Raw genomic sequence first — 18,167 nt, 5'->3', positions numbered from 1 at the left:
GTGATACTGTACCTGTTTTATTGATTTTAAGACTCAATTTTATGAATTAATTGCGCATTAATAAATATAAGGTCTCGCCACCACGTAATACTTTCATTGCTAACACTGGGGGCTTAGCATCGATAATTTTACGGAATTGTTCAATAGTTTCAACACGTTGGTCGTTCACACCAAAAATTAAGTCACCTTTGACTAAGCCAATAGCTGCCGCTGGGGATTTAGGGGTGACGCTATCGACTTGAACACCTCGTGTATTACTAACAGTAGCATTGGAGATGGTTGCCCCTAACAATGACTCACTTAATTTTTCTGCTCGTGTCGCTGAGCCTTCATCATTTTCAAGCACCACTTTCACATCCATTGGCTTACCTGAACGGATGAGACCAATTGTGATTTCTTTGCCGATTTGGCTGGTGCCGATTTTTGCTCTTAGTTCCGCGAAGCTATTAATACGTTTGCCATCAACAGAGACTAAAACATCACCGGATTTAATACCGGCTTTCGCCGCTGAAGATTTTGGCAGAACTTCACTGACGAACGCGCCACGCTGTGCATCAATATTAAAGGCTTTTGCGATATCAGAGCTCATCTCTGTTCCTTTAATACCTAAAATGCCACGCTTAACTTCGCCGTGCTTAATTAGCTGCTCGCTCAGGTTTTTTGCCATATTACTTGGGATAGCAAAGCCGATACCGATATTGCCACCACCAGGCGCTAAAATCGCGGTATTGATACCGATCAGTTCACCATTTAAGTTCACTAACGCGCCACCAGAGTTACCACGGTTGATAGATGCATCGGTTTGAATAAAGTTTTCTAACCCTTCAAGGTTTAAACCGCTACGACCCAAAGCCGAAATAATGCCGGATGTCGCGGTTTGACCTAATCCAAATGGATTACCAACCGCAACCGCAAAATCACCAACACGTAACTTGTCAGAGTCGGCCATATTAACCGCAGTTAAATTTTTGATATCTTTCTCATTCGAGATTTTCAGTAACGCAATATCGGTTTGCGGATCTTTACCAATCAGTTTTACGGTAATTTCACGACCATCATTTAATTGAATTTGAATTTTATCCGCACCATCAATGACATGATTGTTGGTTAAAATATAGCCTTGTTGCGCATCAATAATCACGCCTGAGCCAAGACCTTCAAATGGACGCACATTTTGTTGTTGAGAAGGTATATTTGGACCAAAGAAGAATTTTAGCTCTTCTGGGATTTGTTGATTCTGTACACGGGTTCCCGATACGTGAATATTCACAACCGCAGGCAGCACTTTTTCAAGCATTGGTGCAAGGCTTGGCATATTTTGGCTTTGTTCCGTTGCTGGTAATGTCGCTGGTAATGCAGCGCTACTAACTGTTGGGATAGTGGCCAATGATAAGCCTAAGCTCATTGCGATAGCGGTAAGAAAAAAGTTTTTTCTCTTCATAATTCAGTCAATTCTCTCAAGAATATAAGTTCAACTCACTGTGTGCCTTTTAAGCTAACGCAATGAGCTTCTATTTGGTTGGTATAAGATTCAATTTTACTGAAGACTATGACTACAGATTATGCGCAAAAGTTCCATCTACAGATAGTAATTAATCACTCTTTTACATCTATTTACACGTAACTTAAGTAAAACTTTAACTTCTATACGCTTGTTAAATAAATCATTAAATTTAATTTAGACAGAAATGTTGTTCAAGATTATTAAACGAATATTTTGCAGTATATGATGCGAATTTGACGGGGAATTTGAGTGAATATAGTCAGAAATCACCAGTAAGTAACACTTACTGGTGATACACAATTAGAAATTACTTTTCTTTCTCTTCGATAGGGCGGAATAAGCCCGATGCGCCATCTGAGTAATCTCTTGGTGGCATTTTTACGGGGACTTGATCGTTATCGGCTTCAGACTCCGTTAGACGATAATTAAACGGGTTATCTTGTGCTGGCATATCTGGCATTAATTCAGATGAACTTTGTGCCATATGTTGGTATAGCTGACGGTAATCACGTGCCATTTTATCCAATAATTCTGCGCTACGCGCAAAATGGCTGACTAATTCTTTACGGTACTCTTCAAGCTCAGTACTTTTTTTGTCTAGCTCAGCTTGCGCTGTTTTTTGTTGGCGAAGTTTTGGATTACCATAGCGGACAACTAATGCACCGATGATAAAACCCACAATCAATCCGATTAATGCATACTCCCAGGTCATGCTGACTCCTTCATTACTTCAATGTTCGCAGAAATTAAGCGTCGTTACCGTTACTATACCTTAAATAATTCAAGTTGCATGTAGGCGTCAAGTAAAGTGTCGCAACATAGTCTAGTTTGGCGGTTAAATGATGGTAAAACCCACAACGCTTGAATCGAGTAATTGTAAAAACAGTTAACAACTTTAAGAGTGGAATCTTAAGGTGAATTTCCTTACTCTATGACGATTCGTTAACCGAAAGTTAAATGATAACTGAATCTGGTTATAATAAAGGCAGTGTATATCAAATAACGGTAAAAAAACCGAAAATTTTTTAAGGATTATTCAGTTAATGTCACCGATGACCCCAAAAATGCGTTATCAACAAGCGCTAGCGGATGGCAATTATCAGCCTGATGACGTACAAAAGCTTGCCGTAGAACGTTTAGATAACATCTATCACCAACTGACGAGTGCTGCTTCAGTTGCGCCAAATGGAAAAAATAACGGTTTTTTTAGCCGATTACTCGGGAAAAGCGCATCAAATAAAACCCTGACTCCCGTTCAAGGTTTGTATATGTGGGGGGGCGTGGGGAGAGGTAAAACATGGTTAATGGACATGTTTTATGAAAGCTTGCCTGGTGATCGTAAACTTAGGCTGCATTTCCATCGCTTTATGAAAAAAGTGCAGGAAGATTTGATGTCCTTGCAGGGGCAGGAAAACCCTCTAGATATCATTGCAGATGAATTTAAAAAACAAACAGATGTATTATGTTTTGATGAATTTTTTGTCTCTGATATTACGGATGCAATGATCCTTGGAACACTGTTAGAGGGGTTGTTTGCCCGAGGGATCACATTGGTTGCGACATCAAATATTATTCCCGATAACTTATATCGCAATGGGTTACAGCGAGCGCGTTTTTTACCTGCCATCGAACAAATTAAAAAATATTGTGATGTGATGAATGTTGATGCCGGGATTGACTATCGCTTACGTACGTTGACGCAAGCTCACCTTTTTTTATCCCCAATTAATGCACAAAATCGCCAGCATCTGGATGACATTTTCGTCAAATTGGCGGGTAAGCCGGGGGAGATAAATCCGGTTTTAGAGGTTAATCACCGTAAAATGCAGGTTCTCCGTTCGGCTGAAGGCGTTTTAGCCGTTGAGTTTAAAGTGCTGTGTGAAGAGCCGCGTAGCCAAAATGACTATATTTACTTATCAAATTGTTACCACACGGTTTTGTTATACGATGTCCCAGTGATGGGCACGAAAGATGAAAACCCTGCGCGGCGTTTTCTTGCGCTGGTGGATGAGTTTTATGAACGTAAAGTGAAATTAGTGATCAATGCAGAAGTCCCGATGGGATCACTATATCAAGGGGAGCTTTTAGCTTTTGAATATCAACGCTGCTTATCACGACTCCAAGAAATGCAAAGTGAGGAATACTTAAAAATTCCACATTTGGCTTAAGCTTTATGGTGACTACAGGTTTTACCGACTGACTAAGCGAAAATGTTTAAATTAAGAACAAGTTGTGTTTGATATTCACACAAACGTAAAAAAAATGCATTTGGGGTCGATTTTTGTTTCTGACTTCTCTATAATCTTGCGACCCCACGTTACAGCGCTATTTTTTATTTCCCAAAAAATAACGCATAATGCCAGTTAGGCTGCTCGAAGGGGTAGGTTTACTGGACAAAGAGTCGTGTGAACCTCAGAAAGCTTATGAACATGAGTGTTCACCAACGTGTAACTTCAATATTGGGTAAGTTTTAATGAAAACTTTTACAGCTAAACCAGAAACCGTAAAACGCGACTGGTACGTTGTTGATGCAGATGGCAAAACTTTAGGCCGTCTTGCAACAGAAATTGCTAGCCGTCTGCGCGGTAAGCATAAAGCGGAATACACTCCGCACGTGGATACTGGTGATTACATCATCGTTCTGAATGCAGAAAAAATTGCTGTTACCGGCAAAAAACGCGAAGACAAAATCTACTATCGCCACACTGGCCATGTAGGTGGAATCAAGCAAGCAACTTTCGAAGAAATGATTGCTCGCAGTCCTGAGCGTGTGCTTGAAATCGCGGTTAAAGGCATGTTGCCAAAAGGACCTCTGGGTCGTGCAATGTACCGTAAACTGAAAGTTTACGCAGGTAATGAGCACAACCACGCGGCTCAACAACCGCAAGTTCTTGACATTTAATCGGGATTATAGCAATGGCTGAAAATCAATACTACGGCACTGGTCGCCGCAAAAGCTCATCTGCTCGTGTCTTTATTAAGCCGGGTAGCGGTAACATCACAATCAATCAGCGTACACTGGAACAGTACTTTGGTCGCGAAACTGCGCGCATGGTCGTTCGTCAGCCGTTAGAATTGGTTGAAATGTTGGAAAAACTGGATCTGTACATCACTGTTAAAGGTGGTGGTATTTCAGGTCAAGCAGGCGCAATCCGTCACGGTATTACTCGTGCACTGATGGCTTATGATGAGACTCTTCGTTCTGATCTGCGTAAAGCTGGTTTCGTTACTCGTGATGCGCGTTCTGTTGAACGTAAGAAAGTGGGTCTGCGTAAAGCACGTCGTCGTCCACAGTTCTCCAAACGTTAATTTGTTGCCTATTAGGCATAAAATTGATGAAAAAACCCGTCTTTTATGGCGGGTTTTTTATTGCCCAAAAATCAGAAAGCTGACGCCTAACGATAATTAAAAAAAGAATTAAATATAATTAGCAGAAAAAGATAATGAATTAGTCTAAAATTTAAAATAATCACTTATTGTTATATAAATTGTCTATCTTTGTCTTATTATTTAGATAACCATGGAGTTAACTTTAAGGTTTATTTTCCTGTAATTTCAGTTAGTTTGGTTTTTATTCTTGTTTTTCTTTTGATTAATCTCTTCTAATGAAATAAATCTATGATTTTTTCTACTAAGCCCCCCTAAGCTGTACAAAATCTGTTAGAATATGCCCCTGTTTTTTTATTTCATCATTTCTCGCCTTTCTGTGCGGGAGGGTTGTGTTGACTTTCAGTATGGATAAATGAAAGAGCAACACAGGGGATTTTAAAATGGGTAACCGGGTAATTAAAAATTAATTACATTTCGTCCATTTTTGTAATTTGGAGGTTTTAATGGCTGTCGCTCCTAACAAACGTTCGGTAATGACATTGTTCTCAGGCCCAACTGACATTTTTAGCCATCAGGTGCGTATCGTCTTGGCAGAAAAAGGGGTTAGCGTTGAAATTGAACATGTTGAACCCGGTCATCCGCCTCAAGATCTCATTGATCTCAACCCTTACCAAAGCGTTCCGACATTGGTTGACCGTGAACTGACTTTATATGATCCGCTAATTATCATGGAATACCTTGATGAGCGTTTCCCTCATCCGCCACTGATGCCTGTTTACCCTGTTGCACGTGGAACGAGCCGCCAATTAATGCATCGCATTGAAAAAGATTGGTATTCTCTGATGCACAAAGTAGAGAAAGGTAGCGCTCAGGAAGCAGATAGCGCTCGTCGTCAATTAACAGAAGAATTAATTGCCGTTTCACCTGTTTTCGCTGAAATGCCATTCTTTATGAGTGATGAATTTAGCTTAGTTGATTGCTACTTAGCACCGCTATTATGGCGTTTACCTGTATTGGGTATCGAGCTAAAACCGGCTAATAGCAAACATTTGCAAATGTATATGCAACGTGTGTTTGAACGTGATGCATTCTTAGCATCCTTGACGGAATTAGAGCGCGAAATGCGTCTGTCAGCAAGAGGCTAACAGTATGATGGAAATGGCAGCAATGTCACCACGTCGCCCTTATCTGTTACGTGCCCACTATGAGTGGTTACTTGATAACGATATGACACCGCATTTGGTGGTTGATGTCACTGTTCCTGCCGTTAACGTTCCAATGGAATTTGCTCGGGATGGACAAATTGTGTTGAATGTTGCGCCACGTGCTGTGGGTAACTTTGAGATTACTAATGACGAAGTCCGTTTTAATGCACGTTTTGGTGGCGTTCCTCGTCAAGTGTATGTCCCAATGGCTGCAATTATGGCTGTGTATGCACGTGAGAATGGCGCAGGAATGATGTTTGAACCTGAGGCAGCATATGATGCGGAGCTCTCTTCCGATTTTAACGATGTGGATGACTCACATGAAGAGGGGATCACATTAGTTCAAGATAGCCCAATAGAAGAGCGTAATGCAGAAGACCCTTCTGATGATGAACCACCAAGGCCACCGAAAGGTAGACCAGCGTTAAGAGTCGTTAAGTAGCAGATCAACGTCATGTTGATGGATAAACAGAGGTGTTCCCCTCTGTTGAAGTAATTGGCAAAGTGGGATAAAAGCGTGCTTTTTCCCACTTTGTGTTATCAGGCGAATATCAATATATTGATTTTCCTAGTCTATTTTTCAAACCTATCTAACCTGCCAGTAAACCTATTCGGTTTGTCAGCAGTCTGAACAGAGGGGCTTCCTTCTGTTTTTTATCTTCTTTAACTCCTTTAAACACCTAAAAAAAGCAAAATACCTTCAGCGGCATTGCGACCATCGGCAATTGCATTGACGACAAGATCGGAGCCTCGAACGGCATCACCTCCGGCAAATATTTTTTCACGGGAGGTTTGGAAAGGAAACGTGCTGCTGCGACTGGCACAAATACGCCCTTGTGAATCGAGTTGTACCAGACTCTCTTCTATCCAAGGTTGTTTATGTGGGTGAAAACCAAAAGCTATGATTACGGCATCGGCTTCAATGATAAAGTCAGAATACGCGATTGGCTCAATTTCATAACGTCCGGCATTAAATCGCCCATTTTGCGTTCGAATAACGGAAATGCCGTTGACATGTTGAAATTCATCCAAAAGAATCTCAGTTGCTTGAAGGTTAAAATAAAACTCAGCACCTTCTTCTTGAGCATGACGAACTTCTTTATCGGAGCCTGGCATACTGAGTTGATCGCGTCTATAAATACAGGCTACTCGTGCCGCACCTTGTCTAATTGCCGTTCGCACACAATCCATTGCGGTATCTCCTCCCCCTAAAACCACCACGTTTTTCCCTTGTAAATTGATATAAGGTTCAAAAGGTAAAGGCGGGAGCTTCATTAAATGGCGTGTATTCGCAATTAAGTAAGGTAGGGCTTCATAGCAGCCATGAGCGCCATTTCTTCGCAATTCACCTTTAATCGCACCATACGCCCCTGTTCCGAGAAAAATTGCGTCATAAGCGTTTTCAAGCGTATTTAGCGGGATATCCTTACCGATATCAACATTAAGTTGAAATTGGATCCCCATTTCAGTAAAAATCTCGCGTCGCTGAACCATTACCTGTTTCTCTAATTTGAATGCAGGTATTCCAAAGGTTAATAAGCCACCAATTTCAGGGTGTTTATCAAATACAGTCACTTGCACCCCGTTGCGCGTTAAAACATCGGCACAGGCAAGACCCGCGGGACCTGCACCCACAATTGCAACACGGAAATTAACAGGGGTGACTCGAGAGAGATCGGGTCGCCAACCCAGAGAGAGTGCCGTGTCATTGATATAACGCTCTATTTGGCCAATCGTGACAGCGCCAAAGGTATCGTTTAATACGCAGGCCATTTCACACAATTTATCCTGTGGACAAATACGACCACAGACCTCGGGTAGGCTATTGGTATGATGGGATAATTCGGCTGCTTCAATAATACGACCTTCCTCTGCTAATTTTAGCCATTTGGGGATGGCGTTATGCAAAGGGCATTTCCATTCACAAAATGGACTCCCACAGGAAAGACATCGACTGGCTTGTTGTTGAGTCTTTTCAACATCATCGGGCTCATAAATCTCGACAAAATGTATTTTTCGAATATCGATCGCTTTTTTGGGCGGTTCATGTCGTGGGAGACCGATAATTTTGGCACTCATGGTATTCCTTACTGAACTGAGTCTGAATTTATATCATGTAGTGAAATCTCAACATTGAGATTTAACGCTAGGCGGCGAACCTCTCGCCTTGCCTAAAATGGCTTTAATTCGAATGAAAAGTAGCAGCCCCTAGAAAATAAGTATAACTTACATTATTGATTTGTTTTTCAATTGATTATGATGAATTACTACTCAAGATACATTTTTACCCGAGCGAAAACAAAGAAAATACCTGATTGTTATTTATCATTAATGATAAAAAATGGCTATTGAATGAGCAGGATCGACATTTTGTATTAATAAACACCCGAATCTGCCTTGTTTGATATATGATTCAAAGAGAATTTTACTAAGGGGTGGTTATGAAAGTACTTCGCGGCCTTGCGCAATACTATGTCGATTTGATGATGAAACTTGGGTTGGTGCGGTTTTCCCTATTATTAGCATCAGCACTTGTTGTACTGGCCATGATAATGCAAATGGCAGTCACGATCTTCTTACGTGGACACGTAGATAGTTTAGATATGGTCGGGTCTATTTTCTTTGGACTTATCATCACCCCGCTTGCCGTTTACTTTCTTTCCGTTGTCGTGGAGCAACTTGAAGAGTCGCGTCAGCGGTTATCACGTATGGTCGATAAACTCGAGGTAATGCGCAAGCGTGATGCTGAATTAAACACACAATTACAAGGTAATATTGAGCAACTCAACCTCGAAATATTGGAACGTGAAAAAGCAGAGCACGCACATTTAGAATTGCTTGAACAACTTAAGCAAGAAATGAAATATCGTGAATTAACCCAAATTGAACTTGAACAGCAATCGGTGCTGTTGCGTTCGTTTCTTGATGCCTCCCCCGACTTAGTTTATTACCGCAACGAAAATAACGAATTTTCAGGGTGTAATAGGGCAATGGAACTTCTGACGGGTAAAAGTGAAAAACACTTAGTTGGTCTGACACCACTAGATATTTATGATGTGGAAATTGCGTCTAAAGTGATGGAAACCGATGAAAAAGTGTTCCGTCATAATGTTTCTTTGACTTATGAACAATGGCTGGTTTACCCCGATGGTAGAAAAGCCTGTTTTGAGCTACGAAAAGTCCCATTCTACGATCGAGTGGGTAAACGTCACGGGCTAATGGGTTTTGGTCGCGATATAACAGAGCGTAAACGCTATCAGGAGGCGTTAGAGAACGCGAGTAGGGAGAAGACCACGTTTATTTCAACCATCAGCCACGAGCTTCGTACGCCCCTTAACGGGATTGTCGGCTTAAGCCGTATCTTGTTAGACACCGATCTTACTTCGGAACAATCTAGCTATTTAAAAACAATTCATGTCAGTGCGGTGACATTAGGTAATATTTTCAATGATGTCATTGAGATGGATAAAATCGAACGTCGTAAAGTCCAGCTAGATAACCAGCCAGTCACATTATCTGAATTTGTGAATGATCTTGAAAATTTAAGTGGCTTATTAGTCCAGCCAAAAGGGCTTAAATTTGTTATGGATGTCTCGCCAGCATTACCGAAAAAAGTCCTAACTGATGGAACGCGCTTACGCCAAATATTGTGGAATTTAATTGGTAATGCCGTTAAGTTTACACAAAAAGGTGAAGTGAAACTAAGTATCTGGCAAGAGCCTGAAAATAAACTGTTTTTTAGGGTTCAAGACAGTGGGATCGGCATTCCTAAAGATGAGTTAGATAAAATTTTTGCTATGTACTATCAAGTAACAGATTCTGCTGGGGGTAAACCTGCAACGGGAACGGGGATTGGGCTTTCTGTATCCCGTCGGTTAGCACAAAATATGGGTGGGGACATCCATGTTGAAAGCCAAATAGGCGAAGGCTCTTCATTTACATTATCAATCTCTGCGCCTGTTGTTGAAGACGATATTGTTGAACTTGAAGAAAGTGATGATGATTTACCCTTACCTGCTCTGCATATTTTATTAGTGGAAGATATTGAGTTAAACGTTGTTGTTGCTTGCTCAGTCTTAGAAAAATTAGGTAACACAGTGGATGTCGCCATGACAGGTAAGGATGCATTATCCATGTTTGCCCCTGGTGAATACGATTTAGTGTTATTGGATATTCAGTTACCAGATATGACCGGCTTGGATATTTCAAAACAGTTGAAACAACAATATGACAAAGAGGATTTACCGCCGCTTATCGCACTGACGGCAAATGTCCTTAAAGATAAAAAAGCGTACTTTGATGCGGGGATGGACGGTGTGTTAAGTAAACCATTATCTGTTCCAGCATTGACTCAAGTTATTGAACAATTCTGGGGGGAGCAGGCTTCATCTAGCGAAGAACAGAAAAATGATAGCCAAGCGTCTACTGTTGATGAGTCAAGGTTAGACTGTGAAATGTTAGAGCAATATATTGAACTGGTAGGCCCTAAATTAATTTATGACGGGCTAGAGGTATTTGAAAAAATGCTACCGGGTTATCTCGCTATTCTCGATTCTAATATGGTGGCAAAGGATCAAAAGGGGATTGTGGAAGAGGCTCACAAGATTAAAGGTGCAGCTGGCTCTGTAGGTTTAAAGAATTTACAGAAAATAGCCCAGCAAATCCAATCTCCTGATTTACCAGCTTGGTGGGACAATGTTCAAGAATGGGTCGATGAATTAAAGCAGGATTGGAAAGGTGATATAGAAACTTTAAGAAACTGGGTTGATGAGCGCACAAAAAAATAACCCCAACCGAAGTTGGGGTGCGCGAATACTGCGCCAACACCAGGGAAATCGTTGATTTGCATGTAGTTTTCATTCTAAGCAAATCACTAAATTAGGTATATCGTGGTAAGGTATAACATCAAGATACCAAAATTTAGCGAATCTGTTACAAGATTCATTAAAATCTGTGATGAAGATTGATGTTTGTCAGCCTTATCGCCTGAGAGATAATTTACTACAAATGGAGGAAGATATGAAATCAATTGCGGTTATTTTAAGTGGCTGTGGTGTTTTTGATGGAAGCGAGATCCATGAGTCAGTGTTAACTATGCTAGCTTTGAGTCAAAATAATGCTGAAGTTCACTTTTTCGCTCCTGATGAGTTTCAACCTACTGTTATAAATCATCTAAATGGAGATGAAAAATCAGAAAAGAGAAATCAATTAGAGGAATCTGCACGTATTACACGTGGTAAAATATCCCCTTTATCCTCAGCAGATGCCTCTAAGCTGGATGCACTCATTATTCCTGGCGGTTTTGGGGCTGCAAAAAATTTATGTGATTTTGCAGTCAAAGGTAGTGAGTGCAAAATTAATAAAGAACTATTAAGTTTAGTTCGTCAAATGCACCAGCAAAAAAAGCCGCTAGGGCTTATGTGTATTGCACCTGTCATGCTGCCAAAAATGTTAAATACATCAGTGAAATTAACTATTGGCGATGATAGTAAAACGATTGCTGAAATAGAAAATATGGGGGGAGAGCACATTAAATGTTCCGTTGATGAGATCGTTGTTGATGAAGTTAACCGAGTTGTAACAACCCCTGCTTATATGCTGGCACAATCAATTTCTGAAGCAAATATAGGGATTAATAAACTCGTTAAGAAAGTATTGGAAATGGCGTGATTATTTGAATGCTAACTATTGTTTCTAAATTGTGGCATGGGTTAAAGAAGATCACAGTTTCATTACTTGTGGTGTGGTTTTGTACTGTGATCATCTTTAAATATATCCCCGTGCCATTCTCTGCTGTGATGGCTGAGCGTCAAATAAGTGCATGGGCAACATTAAATTTTTCTTATGTTTCACGTTCTGATTGGGTTAATGAAAAACAGATCTCTCCGTATATTTATTTAGCGGTTATCGCATCTGAAGATCAAAATTTTCCTCATCACTGGGGGTTTGATCTTGATGCAATTGAGCGTGCTTATAAACATAATGCGAACAATAAACAATCAATCAGAGGAGCATCTACAATCTCTCAGCAGACAGTTAAAAACCTTTGGTTATGGGATGGACGAAGCTGGATCAGAAAAGGGCTTGAGACAGTAATGACTCCTATAATGGAGTTAATGTGGTCAAAACAGAGAATATTGACTATTTATCTTAATATTGCAGAGTTTGGTGATGGGGTTTTTGGGGTGGAAGAGGCTGCAAATAAATTTTTTAATAAGCCTGCTAGCAAGCTTTCTATGAGTGAAGCTGCACTTTTAGCGGCGGTTCTTCCAAATCCACATCGCTACAGTGTAAAATCACCATCTTCTTATGTTTTGAAGCGACAAGCGTGGATATTGAACCAAATGCATCTTTTGGGGGGTAAGAATTTTCTGAAAGTGAATGATATTTTGTCGGAATAAGAAAAAAGCCATAGTTTCTCACTGATGGCTCTTATTCTTATTCGGATATATTATTGTTTATGATTAATTGAGATAAGTGAAAGCCGTCGTAACTCGACGGACGCCGTCAGTTTCACTGGCGATTTTAGCCGCAGCGTCACCTTCTTGCCTTGTTAATATGCCAAGTAAAAAAACTTCGCCATTTTCAGTGATCACTTTTACACTACCGGATTTAACACTGTCACTCGCTAAAATTTTCGATTTTACTTTAGTCGTCAACCATGTGTCCTTTGAGGCAGTACCTAAATCTACGGGCTCACCACTACGCACTTCATTATAAACTGACACAGTGCCATCAACCTTAGAGGCGATTTGTTTTGCTCGTTCAGCCCATGACATATCAGGACTTTGACCAGTTAATAGCACATTACCTTTATAGGCAGTGGCAATAATGCGCGCTTTACCCGTAATTTCTTTATCTTTATTTAGCTGACCACTAACACGAGCTTCTAATGTACCATCATCAACCTGTTGGCCAACAGTTCGTGGATCAGATGCACTTTTTGTGGCAACTGCTGCAGAACCAACAACAGCGGCACCAATACAGCCTTGTAAAAGAATCGTACTGATTACTATGGCAAAAATGGGTATTAATCGCATTTTGTCTCCTTAATCATCCTGATGTGGGAAAAGAGTATTATCTATAAGATCACATAGACAATTTACAGTAAGAAGATGGACTTCTTGAATTCGAACACTGCGCTGTGAAGGAATACGAATTTCAACATCTTGCGGGCCGAGTAATCCCGCGAGCTCACCACCATCATAGCCAGTCAGTGCAACAATGGTCATATCACGGGTGACCGCAGCTTCAACAGCCTTAATAATGTCGCTGCTATTACCATGAGTCGAAATAGCCATTAAAACATCACCATGCTGCCCCAACGCTCTAACCTGTTTCGCGTAAATTTCAGTAGGTTGCTTACTGCCTGAGATAGCGGTAAGGACCGCGTTATCGGTATTAAGTGCAAGCGCAGGAAGGCTCGGGCGCTCAGTTTCAAATCGGTGGATCATGCTAGCAGCAAAACGTTGTGCAGTAGCAGCAGATGCTCCATTGCCACAACATAAAATTTTGTTGCCATTAAGTAAAGACTGAACCATCATCATGGCAGCTCTAGAAATCGCATCGGGCAGCGCTTCAGCAGCTGCAATTTGAGTTTGAATACTTTCGGTAAAACAAACTTTTATTCTATCAAGCACTGGTTTTTTCCTGTAAAAATTTACCCGTCATTCTTCGCGCCGTCGCTGTGTTGACTGCAATCGCTAACCCTAATCACATACTTTTGTATGCTCATAGGGATTAGCTCATTTGTCGCCTTGCGACAACACGAATAATTTAGGGTAAACCCGTCATGTTCGCGCCGTCGCTGTGTTGACTGCAATCGCTAACCCTAATCACATACTTTTGTATGCTCATAGGGATTAGCTCATTTGTCGCCTTGCGACAACACGAATAATTTAGGGTAAACCCATCTGTTCGCGCCGTCGCTGTGTTGACTGCAATCGCTAACCCTAATCACATACTTTTGTATGCTCATAGGGATTAGCTCATTTGTCGCCTTGCGACAACACGAATAATTTAGGGTAAACCCGTCTGTTCGCGCCGTCGCTGTGTTGACTGCAATCGCTAACCCTAATCACATACTTTTGTATGCTCATAGGGATTAGCTCATTTGTCGCCTTGCGACAACACGAATAATTTAGGGTAAACCCGTCTGTTCGCGCCGTCGCTGTGTTGACTGCAATCGCTCATTCTAATTGTAGGCTTTTGTTTGTTTAGAAAAGCACAATAGCGTCTGGACGAATGTTAGCCTTCATTATTAAAGGCATTTTGTATCCATTCGAAGCGGTTCCCTGTAACGGCACAAATATCAAATCGACAGGCACTGGTTTCGAAACTTTCTTGCCGTTGTGCAAGCCAAATTTTGGCAGCAGCTAATAATTTCCTACGCTTGTGCCAGTTTACTGATAAAAGTGCATCACCGTAATCACAATTTTTGCGAAATCGTACCTCAACAAATACCCAATTTATTTGGTCACGCATAATGAGGTCGATTTCTCCACCTCGATTTTTGGCATTGCGCTCAATAAGGGTCAGCCCCTGCTTTTTCAGGAACCGGAGGGCTTGATTTTCGTAATATCGACCTGTTAACCATTTTAAGGATTTTTGAACCGTTTTCATGACGTCCTTGTCTGAAAAAAACCATCATCCCTGATGGCTTATTCTGTGTTTTACTCAGCAGGTACAACTTGCCCTTGTTTAAACTGTAACCATGGTAATTCACGATACACCACACAGTTTGCTTGGGTACTTAGCGTTCCTGATGCACCATTAATTCTTAGCTGTCCAGCCTGTTGCAGTTTGTCGTAGTTATTAGCTAACGACCATGCATCAATACCCATTGCATACAAACGGAATAATGAATAATCATGACTGAGTTTTTGTTGTGCTTGTTTACGTAGACTGTTATTTGCACCTGCAAGCAACGGGATCTCGCTAAATTTTACACCATCCATTTCAAAACGATAGTCTGCGCCAGAACCGGCTTGGTTGCTACGAGAGCTAGTGTAAAGTGCGGGGCGAGAGCGAGAGCTAATAGCCATTTCGATCATCGGTTTAATCAGGGTAAGCTCATCGCGAGTCGCAACAATATAAACCGAGTCAATTGAACCCGTTACATTGCCTAACGGGTTCCCTGTATTAACAGGCGTCCCGGTCATTTGAATACCTACACCACGGTTAATGGACTCTTTTAAAGCGGGCACTGAACCGAACGTTTGCATTAAAACGGTTGAGCCACCTTTGGACTCCCACCCTTGTGCGAAGGCTTTAGCGATCCTGTCCCCAAATGCGTTAGCAGGCACTAAGACTAATGGCATTTGTTTGCCTTGCGCCCTTATATAAGCAGCGGCATTTTGAGCCTCATCTTCAGGGGAAAGGGAAAAATAGCAAAGATTTGGGCGCGGTTGTAACTGATTGGCGTCCAATTCATTCAACGCTAGCACACTAATAGGTGCTCCCATTTGCGCAATAGCTTGAACATCATTTTTCAACAATGGACCAACGACAAGGTTAAAGCCTTCACTTTTCGCTTGTTCCAGCAATTGGGGCATTTGCTTGCCAGTTGTATCAAACACTTTTATGGTTTGTGTATTAACAGGTGTGGCATCAATACGTAAACTGGAAGTGACGAGTTCGGTGTCAGCAGGAGAGCCACCTGCCGTTTTAGCAACCTCTGCGTAAATTTGGTCTAGTATATCGTTGCCGCTATTTGTCGGCGGTGTGGGTCTTGCGGAAGTTGCGGTACTTTGAGGGATACCTTTTTGTGCATCCATAAACCCTTGCATGATGGCTTGACCAAATACTTGACCTTGTCCGCTCATTGGGAGGAATAAGGCAATCTTCGGACTACCACCGACACGAGGTAACATCGCTTGAATAAGCTGAGTTGGCGCTAATGCAGCGCCCGGGTTGTTACTGTAGCGCATTTTCCAATCATTAAAGCCAGCACGTAGGGCATCTGGGTCATCTTGGTTATTTTGATAAATATCGAGAAGATCAACCCAGCCTTGGAGAATATTTTCCTCTGCGCCAACTCCGTGAATCTGTTCTGGCGTCAATTGTGTTAACATCTTCCATAATCCATCGATGTTAGCTTGACGTTCAGCCGAAGTGGTTAATAAGGGCTCTTGGCTAATGTAGGCACGAAGCGCTTCCAAAGATGGTTTGCCTTGCGCCGCATCAATGATAGCTTGGTAGCTGCTGGCGTCGGACGTACTTTGCTCAGGTGTTTTTTGGGTGGAAGGAAAATAATCTGAGACAATTTGGCACCCTGAGAGTGCAAATGTTGACAGCATTGCTGTGCAGATTAACCCTTTTTTCAAATGCAAAAAAATTGAAGGACGCATACTGTATCCAATGGTGTATTTTTCAATTGCTTAATTTTAAACCGGCTATTCGGATGAAACAATGAACCAACCTAATCAAGCTGTGGTTATGGCATCCACGCTGTATATCGTCCCAACACCGATTGGGAATATGGGCGACATCACACAACGCGCTCTGGATGTTCTTAAACATGTTGACCTTATTGCGGCAGAGGACACTCGGCATTCGGGGATCTTATTACAACATTTCGCGATAAATGCACGACTGTTTGCTCTGCATGATCATAATGAACAGCAAAAGGCAGATCAATTAATTAGCAGACTTCACCAAGGTGATAGTATCGCATTAGTCTCAGATGCAGGTACACCTTTAATTAACGATCCCGGCTACCATTTGGTTAATCGTTGCCGTGAAGCAGGCATTCGTGTTGTTCCTTTACCGGGGGCTTGCGCAGCAATTACGGCATTGTCAGCCGCTGGTTTACCATCAGACCGTTTTTGTTATGAAGGTTTTTTACCTGCAAAAACAAAAGGTCGGAAAGATGTTTTACAATCACTCGAACAAGAAACACGCACGTTGATTTTCTATGAATCAACCCACCGCCTGTTAGACAGTTTAGCAGATATGGTGGAAGTCTGGGGACCGGAACGTCATGTTGTTTTAGCCCGTGAACTGACTAAAACCTGGGAGTCTATTGAGGGGCGTCCGGTGGGGGAGTTGTTGGCTTGGGTGAAAGAAGATGAAAACCGCCATCGCGGTGAGATGGTGTTGATTGTTGAAGGTTATAAAAAGCCTGAAGACGATTCTGCGATTTCACCGGATGTTATTCGTACGCTCAATTTACTGCAAAAAGAATTACCGCCTAAAAAAGCGGCGGCGATCACCGCGGAAATTTACGGCTTAAAGAAAAATATGCTGTATAAACTGATGTTAGATAATCAAGATGATGAATGATTATTAGGCAAATAGCGTCACCAAAGGTGTTAGCAGTGAATTGCCTGTCCAGAAAGTCTGTACAAGCAGTGGCAAAGTCCCTATAATTCGCCGCGGAGTTGGCCAGACAACCGCTGCTTTATCGTAGTCCCTTCGGGAGACGGGTAAAGGGGAGGAAAGTCCGGGCTCCATAGGGCAGGGTGCCAGATAACGTCTGGGAGGCGCGAGCCTACGACTAGTGCAACAGAGAGCAAACCGCCGATGGCCTGTTTACAGGATCAGGTAAGGGTGAAAGGGTGCGGTAAGAGCGCACCGCGCGACTGGCAACAGTTCGTGGCACGGTAAACTCCACCCGGAGCAAGACCAAATAGGGGTTCATATGGTGCGGCCCGCATTGAACTCGGGTAGGTTGCTGGAGCCAGTGCGCAAGTGCTGGCCTAGATGAATGGTTGTCCAAGACAGAACCCGGCTTATCGGCCAACTCCCTTTTTTCGTCATACTTCGAGCTGTGCCTGTGTTGGCGTCATTCGTCAACCCTAGTCACATACTTGTGTATGCTCCTAGGGATTTCCTCATTTTGCCGCCTTGGCACAACTCGAATTATTTAGAAAAAATTTTTTCTTCATATTTCGCGCCGTACCTTTGTTGGCTGCGTTCAGCCATGCGGGTTACATACTTGTGTATGCTCCCTTTTTTCTTCATATTTCGCGCCGTACCTTTGTTGGCTGCGTTCAGCCACACGGGTCACATACTTGTGTATGCTCCCCGTGATGCCTTCACTTTGCCGCCTCGGTACAACACGAACTATTTTGAAAAAATTGTAGAGTAATAGAAAATGCTTTTCTAACTTCTAACTTCTAACTTCT

General features: G+C 42.0%; 16 protein-coding genes and 1 other RNA gene. 10 read left to right on the top strand and 7 right to left on the bottom strand.

Going from position 1 to position 18,167, the window contains the following annotated elements:
* Positions 1 to 46: 46 nt before the first annotated feature.
* Positions 47 to 1,441, bottom strand: coding sequence for a Do family serine endopeptidase (locus AB6N04_RS12650; protein ID WP_369308662.1), 1,395 nt, complete (start codon positions 1,439 to 1,441; stop codon positions 47 to 49).
* Positions 1,442 to 1,811: 370 nt separating this feature from the next.
* Entirely contained in the window at positions 1,812 to 2,216 is a 405-nt protein-coding gene (zapG, locus tag AB6N04_RS12645) for a Z-ring associated protein ZapG (RefSeq protein WP_286227892.1), read from the bottom strand.
* Positions 2,217 to 2,547: 331 nt separating this feature from the next.
* Here zapG and zapE point away from each other — a divergent pair, with 331 nt between their 5' ends.
* The 5 genes from zapE (at position 2,548) to sspB (ending at position 6,481) form a co-directional block, all read left to right on the top strand.
* Positions 2,548 to 3,672, top strand: coding sequence for a cell division protein ZapE (zapE, locus tag AB6N04_RS12640; protein ID WP_369308661.1), 1,125 nt, complete (start codon positions 2,548 to 2,550; stop codon positions 3,670 to 3,672).
* A gap of 305 nt (positions 3,673 to 3,977) precedes the next feature.
* Positions 3,978 to 4,406, top strand: a complete 429-nt coding sequence (gene rplM, locus AB6N04_RS12635; protein WP_006814213.1) for a 50S ribosomal protein L13 — start codon at positions 3,978 to 3,980, stop codon at positions 4,404 to 4,406.
* A 14-nt stretch (positions 4,407 to 4,420) separates the two neighbouring features.
* On the top strand, positions 4,421 to 4,813 hold the full coding sequence (rpsI, locus tag AB6N04_RS12630; protein ID WP_004258235.1) for a 30S ribosomal protein S9: 393 nt from the start codon (positions 4,421 to 4,423) through the stop codon (positions 4,811 to 4,813).
* Between the two features lie 524 nt (positions 4,814 to 5,337).
* A complete protein-coding gene (gene sspA / locus AB6N04_RS12625) occupies positions 5,338 to 5,979 on the top strand; it encodes a stringent starvation protein SspA (protein ID WP_206083565.1) in 642 nt (213 codons plus the stop codon).
* Positions 5,980 to 5,986: 7 nt separating this feature from the next.
* Positions 5,987 to 6,481, top strand: coding sequence for a ClpXP protease specificity-enhancing factor (gene sspB, locus AB6N04_RS12620; protein WP_369312105.1), 495 nt, complete (start codon positions 5,987 to 5,989; stop codon positions 6,479 to 6,481).
* A gap of 230 nt (positions 6,482 to 6,711) precedes the next feature.
* Here sspB and AB6N04_RS12615 read toward each other — a convergent pair whose 3' ends face one another.
* Complete coding sequence (locus AB6N04_RS12615; protein WP_369308660.1) at positions 6,712 to 8,118, bottom strand: FAD-dependent oxidoreductase; 1,407 nt, start codon at positions 8,116 to 8,118, stop codon at positions 6,712 to 6,714.
* Between the two features lie 362 nt (positions 8,119 to 8,480).
* Between AB6N04_RS12615 and arcB the strand changes: the two genes are divergently transcribed.
* From arcB to mtgA, 3 genes are all read left to right on the top strand, one after another.
* Positions 8,481 to 10,826, top strand: a complete 2,346-nt coding sequence (gene arcB, locus AB6N04_RS12610; RefSeq protein ID WP_369308659.1) for an aerobic respiration two-component sensor histidine kinase ArcB — start codon at positions 8,481 to 8,483, stop codon at positions 10,824 to 10,826.
* Between the two features lie 232 nt (positions 10,827 to 11,058).
* Complete coding sequence (gene elbB / locus AB6N04_RS12605; RefSeq protein ID WP_369308658.1) at positions 11,059 to 11,709, top strand: isoprenoid biosynthesis glyoxalase ElbB; 651 nt, start codon at positions 11,059 to 11,061, stop codon at positions 11,707 to 11,709.
* An 8-nt stretch (positions 11,710 to 11,717) separates the two neighbouring features.
* On the top strand, positions 11,718 to 12,440 hold the full coding sequence (gene mtgA / locus AB6N04_RS12600; RefSeq protein WP_369308657.1) for a monofunctional biosynthetic peptidoglycan transglycosylase: 723 nt from the start codon (positions 11,718 to 11,720) through the stop codon (positions 12,438 to 12,440).
* Between the two features lie 63 nt (positions 12,441 to 12,503).
* Here mtgA and dolP read toward each other — a convergent pair whose 3' ends face one another.
* The 4 genes from dolP to AB6N04_RS12580 form a co-directional block, all read right to left on the bottom strand.
* Entirely contained in the window at positions 12,504 to 13,079 is a 576-nt protein-coding gene (dolP, locus tag AB6N04_RS12595) for a division/outer membrane stress-associated lipid-binding lipoprotein (RefSeq protein ID WP_369308656.1), read from the bottom strand.
* A 9-nt stretch (positions 13,080 to 13,088) separates the two neighbouring features.
* Positions 13,089 to 13,679, bottom strand: coding sequence for a DnaA initiator-associating protein DiaA (diaA, locus tag AB6N04_RS12590; RefSeq protein WP_004925390.1), 591 nt, complete (start codon positions 13,677 to 13,679; stop codon positions 13,089 to 13,091).
* Positions 13,680 to 14,286: 607 nt separating this feature from the next.
* The gene (locus tag AB6N04_RS12585) at positions 14,287 to 14,661 is read right to left on the bottom strand and encodes a YraN family protein (protein WP_369308655.1); all 375 of its coding nucleotides are present in this window, start codon (positions 14,659 to 14,661) and stop codon (positions 14,287 to 14,289) included.
* Between the two features lie 50 nt (positions 14,662 to 14,711).
* Positions 14,712 to 16,388, bottom strand: coding sequence for a penicillin-binding protein activator (locus tag AB6N04_RS12580; protein WP_369308654.1), 1,677 nt, complete (start codon positions 16,386 to 16,388; stop codon positions 14,712 to 14,714).
* Between the two features lie 61 nt (positions 16,389 to 16,449).
* Between AB6N04_RS12580 and rsmI the strand changes: the two genes are divergently transcribed.
* The gene (gene rsmI, locus AB6N04_RS12575) at positions 16,450 to 17,322 is read left to right on the top strand and encodes a 16S rRNA (cytidine(1402)-2'-O)-methyltransferase (protein WP_369308653.1); all 873 of its coding nucleotides are present in this window, start codon (positions 16,450 to 16,452) and stop codon (positions 17,320 to 17,322) included.
* 94 nt (positions 17,323 to 17,416) lie between these two features.
* Positions 17,417 to 17,790, top strand: an RNA gene (gene rnpB / locus AB6N04_RS12570) — RNase P RNA component class A.
* Positions 17,791 to 18,167: the final 377 nt, after the last annotated feature.

It is taken from the genome of Providencia rettgeri, from assembly GCF_041075285.1.
Classification (GTDB): Bacteria; Pseudomonadota; Gammaproteobacteria; order Enterobacterales; family Enterobacteriaceae; genus Providencia; species Providencia rettgeri_G.
This window is presented reverse-complemented; position numbering and strand designations above follow the sequence as displayed.